The sequence below is a fragment of the Bradyrhizobium sp. S3.12.5 genome (assembly GCF_040548225.1).
GTDB classification, from domain to species: Bacteria; Pseudomonadota; Alphaproteobacteria; order Rhizobiales; family Xanthobacteraceae; genus Bradyrhizobium; species Bradyrhizobium cytisi.
This window is the reverse complement of sequence record NZ_JBEPRF010000001.1, coordinates 1-11481: the sequence shown is the minus strand read 5'-3', so window position 1 is coordinate 11481 and position 11481 is coordinate 1. Positions and strand designations below refer to the sequence as shown.

Sequence of the window (11481 nt, the reverse complement as noted above, 5' to 3'; positions counted from 1 at the left end):
CCTATCTGACCATTCCAGATCGGCGTTCCCGGGCGGCGCCGCACCGGGCCGATGCGACCTTATTGAACTCTCATTCCTTGCTGGTGAGAGCGAGCGACAGTTTGCGAAGGACCGGCGCGGCAAAGAGCACGACGGGTAGCATGACCAACCAGGAGAAGAGCCACGACTGGACCCAGTGAGTCAGAATGTGGCCCGAATTCATGAGCGGATAACTGGCGATGGCTGTGGCAATTGCGCTGGTCAAACCCGACTGCAGGGTCCCAAAGACGAAGTGGCTATATTTCTGCGGAATCGCCGGCATACTCACCTTCGACGCTGACATTTCGTCGGCTCACGTCACCGCTGCCGGCAGGAACTTGCGATCCATCAGGGATCGGAGCGCGGCGCTGAAAGAGGCTTCGGTATCGACAGTCTTCGTGAACCCGGCTTGTCGGAGCTTGATAGTGCTCACGAAAGCCCGCGGCCCAGCGGGAGCGCCGAGAGCGAATGCGAAGTCCGCATGTTGGTCGCCCTGACCGACGAACTCCCTCAGGTTCCGGGCACGAAGTTCGTGTTTGGCCGCGATCCGGTCCCAAACGTCCTCATTCTCTTTGAGATACACGGCGAGACTCGTTTCCACATCAGGCCCGGCTCGCACGCCTAGCGTTTCGGCCAGACCCGGCCAAGCGTTGCGCCATTCGAAGACGTCGCCGTTGGTGATGTTGAACGCTTGGTTCGCGGCTTCGGGCGATTGCGACGCCCATACCATGACGTCGGCGACGAGGTCTGCGTCGGCAGCTTCCCAAACGAACGACGGCCCACCCGGAAAGCCGAACGGCTCGCCCTTCTCGCGGCGGATCGCCGCATACGCGCCGATCGCGGGGAGAACGTTCAACGCCCCCGGCGTCGGACCGGTGACGAGTTGGGGACGTAACGCGGTGTAGTCGAACCCATGCTTTGCCCCCCTTTCGCGGACGAAGGCCTCCTGGTCGAAAAAGAAGTTCGGGTGATCCGGATGGGCGTCGCGCTCACGAGCCGGAATCGGGATCGGATGCAGGTGCACGCCGTAGACTTTTGTTCCCTGCAGGATGCTGATGTGCCGAAAGTTGGGGGCCTTTCGCAATATCGGCTCGACCATGTTGCGCAGCATGGCGTTGTTGGTATCGATCTGATCCTTGCTCGACCAGCCGGCGACCAGCTCGGGCTTCTCGTGCAGAGCCGTATAGGCAATGTGCGTGACGTCGGTGAGCTTCTCGAACGCATCGCGGGCCTTCGTTTCGTCCCGGAGATCGACCGAAAGATAGTCGACGCTTCGGCCGCTGGGGAGCTCGGGCCTACGGCGTGACACGCCCACGACGTTCCACTCCGCGGACAGGAATTTCTCGATCGCGGCGATACCCAAGAGGCCACTGGCACCGGTAACCAGAACCTTGTTCCGAACGGGCTTCTTTGCGCTGCTCCGCTTCATCAACTTGACCTTATGTCAGCGGGACTCGAGCCATCTTGCGATGTTCGACGCGACATCGCCGTAGAAAATCCGGTAGAGATCTTCGGTGCCGTAAGCGATGTGCGGTGTCGCAAGAACGTTTTCGAGCTTCCGAAAGGCATGGTCGGCGGGCAACGGCTCGATATCGAAGACGTCAACCGCAGCGCCCGCGATCCGGCGCGTTCGTAGTGCTTCGATCAAGGCGGGCTCGTCCACGATCGGCCCGCGCGACGTGTTGACGAGCCGCGCTGACGGCTTCATCAGGGCAAATTCGGCTGCGCCGACCAGGCCATTCGTGCGATGGCTCAGCACGACATGGACCGTGACGATGTCGGCATCTCGAAACAGTGTTTGCTTGTCGACGAGAGTTGCGCCGACCGCGTCGGCATTGTCCGCAGTCAGGTTCTGGCTCCAGGCGATCACCTTCATTCCGAAGGCGGCTCCGATGCGGGCGACTTCTCTTCCAACGTTGCCAAGCCCCAGAACACCCAATGTCCTGCCTCTCAGGTTGGCGCCGAGCCCCGTTTGCCAGCCACCGCGGCGGAGCGAAGCCGCTTCCCGATCGAGTCCTCGCACGCTGGCGAGAATCAGCGACCAGGTGAATTCGATCGTCGGCGTCGAGTCGTAGCCGGTCATGGTCACCGCAATGCCAAGTTCGGCTGCAGCCTGACTGTCGATCGCGGCGTTGCGCGGTCCGGTCGATGCAATCAACCCGAGATTCGGCAGTTTCTCCAGGATTTCTCTGGTCAGCGGCGTACGTTCACGCATGGCACACACCACGTCGAACGGGTGCAGACGCGCGACGACGGCCGAGGGATCGGCAACGTGATCGTTGAATACAGTGATATCAGCTTGCCGCCTCACCGCGGACCAATCGGCCATTTGCAGTGCCACGTTCGGATAGTCGTCCAGAATTGCAACCTTCACAGAAGTCCTCCGTCACTCGTGTTATGCGGCGAAGAAATCGGTCAGCGCTCGAGCTACCGCTTTCGGGTTGTTCTCCATCGGAATGTGGCCGGCAGACTTGATCCGAACGAGGCGCGTTTGCGGAATCTCACGAGCGTATCGCTCGGCATAATCGATAGTCTGGAATTGGTCGTCCTCGCCCCACACGAGAAGCTTTGGCATCTGCGATTTCAGGAGGGCGGGCAGCATCTCCATCGTGTACCGATGGTCAGCCGCTCCCGCGAGCGCCAGCCACGATCGGGCCACCCTCGGATCTCTCCATGGATCGAGATATTCGCTCAGTTCGGCTTCGCTCGCGGAACGGCCTAGCGCTTTGACGGCGGATACCCGTCGCGCGGCGAGTACGTCGTCGCGTGTGGTCGCCGCGGCCACGGCGGGATCCCGGAAACGGGCGACGCCCGGCACCGGCCACGAGTCGTACATCGTACCGTTGATGACGGCCACGCGCGGCACTTCGATGACACCTCCGAGGGCAAGATGCTGCGCCACCCCTCCGCCGATGTCGTGGCCGGCAACCATGACCGGCCCCGTGTGTCCGAGTGCTTCGAGGAAGCCAACGAGCCAATTTGAGAGGCTAGGAATCGATGCTTGTTCGACCGTCAGTTCACCCCCGGAACGGCCGAAACCGGGAAAATCGATCGCGACCGGACGAAGCCCCCCCGCGGCTATATCGTCGAGCACCGGCTGCCAGACACGACTCCAATAGGTGCCATGAAGCAACAGCAGCAACTGCCCCCCCTCGCCGGCGGTCAGATAGCTGATGGGAACGCCGGCCACATCGACAGTCTCTCTTCTTGTCATCGAACGATCCTCTTCACATGGTCCTTGCCGAGCCCGACGGCCTCGTAATGCTGCACGGCGTGTTCGAGCTTGGTGAAGACATCCTCATATCCGAGCGCCTCGCCGTAAGGATCGACGTAGGTGTACCCGCCCGTCACGTGAAAGAGCGTGGCCATCTCCTTGACGGCATCCGGAACGACGAGCGTGTGCGTCTCGCCGGGCGGCTCGAACGCATAGTCCCCGGGGGACGCTACCCAGTCGTGCTCGAGGTACCGCCAGCTTCCGCGCAACGTGAAGGCATGCACCGGTCCGGAATGTCTGTGGCGCGACAACACACCCGAGGACCGGACCCGAAGGATGTTGATGTAGTAGCCTTGGCTCACATTGAGCACGAGCGGCTTGAAGGCGACGGTCGGCGATTGCGGGACCCATTCCCGTTCGTCCCCGTCAAGCTCCAGTGCAGAGCCAATGAATACATCCCGCACCATGCCGCCGGGCTGCGGTTTCTGGTAAGCGATCTTGCTTTGATCGATGGGCCTGCTTCCAGACGGCTGCATGTTTTCCAACGATGACCTCATCGCTGTTCTCCTTCCATCGCTTGAAACGACGCTCTATCCACGCCGTCAGACCACCGACGCCCTGCTCGCTGTTTGCCCGAACAGAATCTTCTTTCCGTCTTCCGTGACCGTCGGGCGGCCTGAGAACGGCTCGCCTCGCGCGTAGGCCCGCAACGTCCCGGGACGCTGGCGCACCATCTCGAACCAGCGACGCAAATTCGGGAAGTCCTCCAAATTCTGTTGCTGACGCTTCCAAGGGACGACCCAGGGATAGCAGGCCATGTCAGCGATGCCATAGCGATCGCCGGCGACGAACGCACGGCTTTCGAGACGACGATCGAGCACGCCATAGAGACGGTTTGTCTCCGCAACGTAGCGATCGATCGCATACGGAATCTTGCTGGGTGCGTAGACCCCAAAATGGTGATTTTGCCCGGCCATTGGCCCGAGCCCGCCCACCTGCCAGAACAGCCACTCCGTCACGGTCTTGCGACCACGTACATCCGTCGGCAGGAAGCGACCGGTCTTCTCCGCGAGGTAAAGCAGGATAGCGCCCGACTCGAATACACTGATCGGCTCGCCTCCGTCGGACGGCGCGGTATCTATGATCGCCGGCATACGGTTATTCGGAGAGATCGCTAGGAAGTCGGGCTTGAACTGGTCTCCAGAACTGATGTCGACCGGATGAATCCGGTAATCCAGCTCGGCTTCTTCGAGAAACATCGTGATCTTGTGCCCGTTGGGCGTGGGCCAGTAATAGAATTCAATCATGTGGGTCTCCACGGCTCGGCGCTATATGCAGGACGACCACGCCGCCCGTCCTATGAGGGAACGGGCGGCGCCGGCCACGGGTCAGGCGGCGGGCTTGAGCCTGCCCGGCGGATCCCACTCGGCACCCTTCATGAAGGCATCGAGCGGCGTCTGAGCCAGGTGGTTGGTGTAATTCGAGATCAGCTTGGTAGCCGCGAGAACGAGCACGTCCAGGACAGCGCGATTGTCGTAACCGGCCGACTTGAAGGCGGAGACGTCCGCCTCGCTGACTGCACCGCGGTCGCGGGTCACTTTGGCGGCGAACCGCCGCAGCGCCTCAAGTTTCGGATCGGCGATCGGGCGCCCCTCGCGAACCGCGGCGATCGTGTCAGGCTCTACCTTGGCCACGCGCGACAGATTGGTGTGCCCGGCCATACAATAGGTGCACTCGTTCTCGTAGATGATCGCGATGTAGGCGATATTCCGCTCCTCCGGCGTGAATGCCGTCTTTTCGCTGATCCCCCACAAGGTCGCGTAGGCCTCGATCGCAGCCGGGCTCTCCGCCAGCACGCGATGCAGGTTGGGAACAAATCCCCAGGCCTTCTGTACCCCCTCAAGCACCTTGGACGATGCGGTTGGTGCGGTCGCAGCGTCGTGAAGCGTGAAGCCGTTGATCATCTGTCGTCTCCCATGATGTGACGGCTAGGTTTGCCCGGCCGTCCGGCTCCAGAGCAGACTGCCTGAAGCGATATCATTCATTCCTGGCCGGAATGCACGAGCCTGCCGAGCCTGGAATTGGAGACCACACGAGCGTTCCTGGCGACGCGGACCACGTCTTGTCGAAGCAGATAGAACGACACGGCGAGCAGAATGAGGTCCTTCAACAAGAACGGGACATCACCCGACATCGCAGGAAATCCTGCCGCGGGATCCCAGCCGTTTGGCATGAAGGGGATGATCGTGACGGTCGCGATGAAGGTCCCGGTCGAGCCAAGCGCACCGAGAATACCGAGCCGCTTTTCCCAGAAGCCCGCGAACAGCAAAGCGCCGAAAGTCCATTCGGAGATACCCAGGAAATAGGATGCGCCTTGATGTCCGAATACGGGATACAGCCACCAGATCAGCGGCCCGTTGCTGATATAGGGCACCAGGCGTTCCGCTTCATAGGGCCACCACTTCTGGTACCCGAAGAGAAAGAACATGATCACCATCGATGCGCGAACCAGATGATAATCGAGATCTTCGGTCAGAAGTCCGAAGCGACGCATGATCAGGGCAATGGGAGCGATGATCGTGTTGAGAAGGATCATGTCTTTTCCTCCAAAGAGCACCGGACGAAATGGCAGCACCGCAACCGCTCTACCGGGACAGGCGTTTTGGCAACGTCAGAATGCATTTCTCGCAAAGCGTCGCGCAGTTTCGCTATTGGGGCGAGTTAAACAGTCTAAGATACTGTTAATCGAGCTTAGCTCCGGCGCCGACAGCAGCGAGCCAAGGCCTGTGCGGTCACGATGCACCGCAAACGCGGAGGTCGTGGATCGTTGTGAGATGTCAATTGGCGTAAATCGTTGCTCATCGCGAACGAAACTACACTGGCGATCCCGAGCCGACGCCTACATGCGCTCCGCGATCACTGCTCACCGGCAACAAGGAGTGTCCAATGTCACGACTTTCGATTCTCGCTTCCGTTCTCGTGCTATCCGTTTCAGTCACTTCGACGATTCAGCCGTCGTCGGCCAAGATGCGCCACCATGCCAAGGCACAACCGATCTCAGCGCAAGGCTCCGAGCGCTATTTCGGCGGCCCGAAGTCGGAGAGTTGGCGCGACAGTAACGCTGCGATTCCGGCCGCTCCATCGGTACCGTCAAGCATCTACACGGGGGGCTGGTCGGCGCCCGCCGGTCGCTAGTGAGGTAGCGCCTTAACCGCCGACATCGGCCCGCGGCCGATTGGCCTCGCTGGGAGTTGCCAGGCTCGAGAAAATACCTTGGCCCGGCAACTCCTGCATCCTGCGCCATTGAGCCGGCGTGAGACCCATGTGGCCCTTGAAAGCTCGTTGGAAGGCGGCTTCCGATTGATACCCCACAGCTTCCGCCACGGCGCCGGTGGAAAGAGACGATTTTCTCAGTTCGGTCGCGGCGAGCGTCATCCGGACATCCAACAGAAGATCGCTGGCCGAGCGACCCAGCTTCTCCTGGAATTGACGCGCGAGCGTCGCCCGCGACATGTTGCACAGGCGCGCCAGGTCCGGCAGAGACCATGGGCGTGCCGGCTCGTTGAACAGAGCCGCCACCGCCGGCGCCAACCGAGGGTGCCCGGCCAGGGCAAGAATGCCGCGGGGCGCGTTCTCAGCCTCGCTGGCGAGCCGCAACGCGAGCGCGAACATCGCCGTCGATAGCGCGTTCAGCATCGCACGACCGCCCAGATGGTCGTCCATCGATTCGCTGCGCATCAAGGATACGAGCCCTGCGAGCTGAGCGGCCGTCTCGGCCCGCCCGCTTCCGATGGCGGAGTGCACGACCAAGCGCGGCGGCAGATAGCCGCGCAGCAATCGGTCGTGCGGAGGCGCGATCGCGAAGTGGCCGCAGAGCAGATCGAGCCGCTCGCCGCGGCCGGCGTTCTCGCTGACGATCAGGTTGACCTGTTGGTGGTTTTGCGCCCGCTTCGCGCGAGCGCCGCTGCCGTCGTGCATGACGTGACGCGGATTGCCGGGAAGCAACAGGATGTCTCCGGTCTCCAGCCGCAGCGGCTTGCCGCCGGCCGGGTCGTCCAGCAAGGCCGATCCGCCGACGACCGCGTGATACGGAATTTCGCTTGCCTCGCCCGGCCCCTGATCGATGCGCCATGGCGCGCCATAGGAGCATCGCAGGTCGAGCCGCCCCCGCACCGGCATCATTTCGAAAAGTCGACTCAGCCAATCCATGGCGGACACCCCGTTCTCATGAGACGATCAAGCATATACTCGAGACCGGTAGGCATTCAACGTCTCATCGCCTGGTCATACAATCACTCCGCAATCGTTACCCAACCCCCAAACAAGGAGTGTCAAATGTCCCGTCTATCCGTTCCCGATCTTCAGTCCGCCACAGGCGCCACCGGTGAAATCTACGCGCAACTGAAAAAGGCGATCGGTGGAGTGCCCAACACGTTCGCGGCCATCGGCGCCCATGGCCCCGCCGCCCTCAAGTCTATCTTGGCGGCAGATGCCGTGCTCGCCTCCGGATCGCTCAGCAGGCGCGACCAAGAAGTGATCAAGCTGGTGATCAGCGACGCTGCCGGCTGTCATTACTGCGTGGCGGCACATAATCACCTCGCCAAGCTCGCAGGAGTAGTGCCGACGGCGCTCAATCAGATCCGCAGCGGCGAACCCACCGGCGACACCAAGCGCGACGCACTGGTTGCTTTCGTCCGAAAGCTGGCGCGCTCGAGCGGCACGGTCAGCGACGAAGACTTCGCCGCCATCAAGGCCGCCGGGTACACCGACGCTCAGTTGGTCGAAATCAGCCTGGCGTTCGCAACCACTGTCTTCACCAACGTCTTCAACCGCATCAACGACACCGAGATCGATTTTCCCGCGGCCGCATGAAGCGAAGTCCGCGCCTCGGATCTCAAATCTATGAAAGGATCGCGACAATGACCGTGCTTTCTTCCACCGCCCCTTCAAGCGCCCAAAATCTATTCGCCCGAGTGCTTCGCAGTTCCGGCGTCTTGGCGGAGGACCTCGACTATCACGTCGTTCGAACTTCGATGGTGATCATGTTCCTCTTCTTCGGCTATCAGAAGTGGTTTCCGTACGAGTTCGAACGCCTAGTTCCGTTCATCAGCAACGGGCCGCTGATCTGGTGGCTCTATCCGGTCTTCGGGCATGCGGGCGCGAGCTATTTCCTGGGCACATCGGAGTGGACCTTCGGAGCCCTGCTGCTCGCCGGGTTCTGGGATAAGCGCCTCGGCGTTCTCGGCGCCCTGGGCTCGACCGGGACCTTCATCGCGACCGTTACGATCATCCCCTTTATGCCGGAAGGCTGGGATGTAGCTGCGGGAGGCTTTCCCGCCATGACCGGAAACGTCCCGTTCCTCATGAAGGACGTCGTTCTGCTCGCTGTCTCGTTCTACCTCTTGAGACAGGACCTGGTTCGCCTGACTCGGCATTAGGTGGCACTCTGCCGATGATTGGCGTTGCGTCGCCGGCGAGCATCGCGCTCGCCGGCGATTGCGCTTAGGCATTCAATTTCGACGACCGCCAACTCCCAAAGGTCAGCAACGCGACAAGTCATCGCGTTACCAACTTACGCCAAGCGCCAGGACTGAGGCCCACGAACCTGCCGAATACGCGCGTAAAATGACTTCTGTCCGCAAAGCCGCAGCGGAGAGCAATCGCCGGCAACAAGGCGTCCTGGTTCCGAAGCATGACCTTCGCAGCCTCGACGCGAGCGCGAAGCAACCAAGTATGCGGTGGGAAGCCGGTCGAATTGCGGAAAGCCCGCGAGAAATGCTCAACCGACAGTCCGCACGCTACGGCGATCTTGCCGAGCGATATTGCCCCGTCCAGATTGTTGGCAATCAATTCTTTCGCCAGTCTTTCCTGCCACGGCGCAAGGCCACCCTTCACCGGCCTCGGCGCTGCTATTGCGCCGTAGGTTTGAGTGGTATGCCTTGCAACGGCAAGCGTCACGTGATCCATGAAAAGCCGACTGACCTCTTCGGGATTGCGAAACGCCGGCGTCAGCGAGAACGTCAGATGTTTGATGGTCTCGTCCGAAATCCACACGCCGGGCTCGTACTGGAGCTCGTCTATGTGAGGCTGATCCGCTTCATCCGTTAAGAGGTCGATTGCCATTCTCGGCAAATAATAAACGACAGATTGGTAGGGCCTATCCACCAGCACACGCGGATCGCGCCTGATATCGCTGATCAGTATTTGGCCCGCTCGAATCGGCGCGGATGAAACCTGCCGACCACCTTCCCAATAGTGGTTCCTTGCGGCGTCATCCATGGCAAGCGAGATCATGTACGCATCTACGGATGGCAAGGAGCCTGACAACTCATGGGTTGGATTGATCACCTGAAGGTGAGTCGCGGCGACCTCGGCCTGCCCTAGCGTCCGCGTCACGATGGCCGGTGCTTCCTCCAGGCCAAGCTTTTCTCCCAAGCTTCGACCGTAAAGGCCAGTCGAGCGGCCCGACAACCTGGATCTTCCCATCGCATGCCTCCAGCTCAGATTCGGACAGCACGTGGCTTACGGTCAGATCACAGCAGCGCCGTCCCTCGAAAGCGCGCAAAGCGGCGCGCAACAGCTTGTCGCGATACACTGCGCCAAGGTCACTAGTTCGGCGGACGAAATCGGCGGCGCCGGCTCCCGACGTCCGACTCTCGCCCCGTGCACACTTCGTTCGAGAGCAAACGTCCGGTGTTTGATGTATTTCCAAGACTATCGTAGGTCGAAGCTCGTACTCTCAACCGCCAAAATGATCGAGCCCGTCTACTTTGTCGTGATACGGCGCGGTCGCGCGGCGGTCCCGCAATTTTCTCTCCCTAAATCATCTCTCGGGCAATCCCACGAGCCAAACGAGTTTAATCTTGCAATAAGTCGTTAAATCTCAGGCTCAGCCCCATGCTGCTCGCGACTGACTCGTCCTTTAGCGAGTCGGTGACCCGCGCATAGGCCAGCAAAACAGTCGAGCGGAGAGGTGGTCGATCGTACTTGACGACCGTCCCTTTCTCGATAGCGCGCGCCGAAACTCGAAACCTAGAGATAGGAAACGCGCACAATTCGAATACTAGGAGGCAATCTCCATCAGGCCGCTGCAGCGCTTCCTGGGCGAAACACCTCGGTGACATCGTTGACGGGCCACACCTGTCACTGGGCTGCGTGCCGCCGATTGGCGACGATAAAGGCGCGACCGTGACGCTTGCCACGCCCAAACCGACGGCACCTCTCGATCCCGGAGAAATCAACCCCGGTCTTGCGCCTGACATAAACGCGACGCCACGACGCCAGCGAGCCCGGACGCCTGACGAGGCCTGGGCAGGCCCGAGCGAAATAATGTCAATGCGCCGTAAGGCAGACTTCGCGCACGATCGGATTTGTCGATGGGAAGGTCATTGCGAAATCTCTCTGCACGACGAACAAAGCCGCACGATTAACACCTTCTTACATCGTTGAACTCACGCCGCGGGGCGCGTTCCGTCTAGCTTTTCGAGCATTCGGATCTGCTCAGATTATCGCGTCACTCGTGTCTCGATGAACCTCACGTTCTATCTATTCGCTTACCCGGGGCAGGCAAAGGCACTTACGGCGCCCCGAACCGGTCCACGAGGCTGGCGGAAACAGGAATGAGAAAGACGGCATCATGAACCAGTTGAACGGGCTTATTCTTTATGCATCGAGGACCGCTCCATTCCGCAGCGGCCTGGACCGTCATTTGATTCGTGCTGCGATGGTCTTTACGTTCTTGACCTTCAGCATCCAAAAATGGAGCCAGTATACCGCCGAGATGCTGGTCCCCCTGATCAGCCATAGCCCTGTCGTGTTCTGGCTGCTCCCAGCCTTCGGCGTCCGGGGAGCCGGTTACTTTCTCGGAACAACCGAAACGATCTTCGGCTGTCTCATTTTTCTCGGCTATTGGAGCCCGCGGCTTGGCATCCTTGGCGCGCTTGGATCGATTGTGACTTTCATCGGCACCACGGGCATCATTCCCTTCCTGCCCGGTGGTTGGGCCCCCGAGGCCGGCGGATTTCCGATCATGACCTTGCCGCTCGGCTTCCTGGTGAAGGACGTTATGTTCCTCGCCGCTTCGTTCTATCTGCTCAAGCATGATCTGGCTCGTGCGGCCATCGAGCTAAAGCGATGAGCATTCTAGATGGCGCGCTGAGAGCTTGCCAATCTTTCTCGTTTTGCGTGGTCCATCTAAGGATGCGGCAATTCCTCGCAGTGGCAACGGGTGGTTTGGGCGGCTGTGGGGA

Annotated in this window: 13 protein-coding genes; 3 read left to right on the top strand and 10 right to left on the bottom strand. The window is 60.7% G+C overall.

The window, feature by feature from the left end:
• Positions 1 to 70: 70 nt before the first annotated feature.
• The 9 genes from ABIC09_RS00065 to ABIC09_RS00025 all read right to left on the bottom strand — a co-directional run bounded on the left by ABIC09_RS00065 (position 71) and on the right by ABIC09_RS00025 (position 7450).
• Positions 71 to 322, bottom strand: coding sequence for a DUF2798 domain-containing protein (locus ABIC09_RS00065; protein WP_502917630.1), 252 nt, complete (start codon positions 320 to 322; stop codon positions 71 to 73).
• Positions 323 to 331: 9 nt separating this feature from the next.
• Positions 332 to 1447 carry an SDR family oxidoreductase gene (locus ABIC09_RS00060; RefSeq protein WP_354108025.1) on the bottom strand — a complete coding sequence of 372 codons (1116 nt, stop codon included), beginning with the start codon at positions 1445 to 1447 and terminating at the stop codon, positions 332 to 334.
• 15 nt (positions 1448 to 1462) lie between these two features.
• Complete coding sequence (locus ABIC09_RS00055; RefSeq protein ID WP_354108251.1) at positions 1463 to 2347, bottom strand: D-2-hydroxyacid dehydrogenase family protein; 885 nt, start codon at positions 2345 to 2347, stop codon at positions 1463 to 1465.
• Between the two features lie 66 nt (positions 2348 to 2413).
• Positions 2414 to 3232, bottom strand: coding sequence for an alpha/beta fold hydrolase (locus ABIC09_RS00050; protein WP_354108024.1), 819 nt, complete (start codon positions 3230 to 3232; stop codon positions 2414 to 2416).
• Complete coding sequence (locus ABIC09_RS00045; RefSeq protein ID WP_502917633.1) at positions 3229 to 3768, bottom strand: 2,4'-dihydroxyacetophenone dioxygenase family protein; 540 nt, start codon at positions 3766 to 3768, stop codon at positions 3229 to 3231. Before ABIC09_RS00045 ends, ABIC09_RS00050 begins: the two co-directional genes overlap by 4 nt.
• Before the next feature lie 66 nt (positions 3769 to 3834).
• Complete coding sequence (locus tag ABIC09_RS00040) at positions 3835 to 4539, bottom strand: glutathione binding-like protein (protein ID WP_354108023.1); 705 nt, start codon at positions 4537 to 4539, stop codon at positions 3835 to 3837.
• Positions 4540 to 4620: 81 nt separating this feature from the next.
• Entirely contained in the window at positions 4621 to 5196 is a 576-nt protein-coding gene (locus ABIC09_RS00035) for a carboxymuconolactone decarboxylase family protein (RefSeq protein ID WP_354108022.1), read from the bottom strand.
• 77 nt (positions 5197 to 5273) lie between these two features.
• Positions 5274 to 5828: a YkgB family protein gene (locus tag ABIC09_RS00030; protein ID WP_354108021.1), complete on the bottom strand. Its 555-nt coding sequence runs from the start codon at positions 5826 to 5828 to the stop codon at positions 5274 to 5276.
• 611 nt (positions 5829 to 6439) lie between these two features.
• Entirely contained in the window at positions 6440 to 7450 is a 1011-nt protein-coding gene (locus tag ABIC09_RS00025; protein ID WP_354108020.1) for an AraC family transcriptional regulator, read from the bottom strand.
• 117 nt (positions 7451 to 7567) lie between these two features.
• On the opposite strand from ABIC09_RS00025, the gene ABIC09_RS00020 reads away from it, so the two are divergent.
• Complete coding sequence (locus ABIC09_RS00020; RefSeq protein ID WP_354108019.1) at positions 7568 to 8104, top strand: carboxymuconolactone decarboxylase family protein; 537 nt, start codon at positions 7568 to 7570, stop codon at positions 8102 to 8104.
• A gap of 47 nt (positions 8105 to 8151) precedes the next feature.
• Complete coding sequence (locus ABIC09_RS00015; protein WP_354108018.1) at positions 8152 to 8670, top strand: YkgB family protein; 519 nt, start codon at positions 8152 to 8154, stop codon at positions 8668 to 8670.
• 118 nt (positions 8671 to 8788) lie between these two features.
• Here the strand turns inward: ABIC09_RS00015 and ABIC09_RS00010 are convergent, their stop codons facing one another.
• On the bottom strand, positions 8789 to 9703 hold the full coding sequence (locus tag ABIC09_RS00010) for a helix-turn-helix domain-containing protein (protein ID WP_354108017.1): 915 nt from the start codon (positions 9701 to 9703) through the stop codon (positions 8789 to 8791).
• A 1165-nt stretch (positions 9704 to 10868) separates the two neighbouring features.
• Between ABIC09_RS00010 and ABIC09_RS00005 the strand changes: the two genes are divergently transcribed.
• The gene (locus ABIC09_RS00005) at positions 10869 to 11369 is read left to right on the top strand and encodes a YkgB family protein (protein ID WP_354108016.1); all 501 of its coding nucleotides are present in this window, start codon (positions 10869 to 10871) and stop codon (positions 11367 to 11369) included.
• Positions 11370 to 11481: the final 112 nt, after the last annotated feature.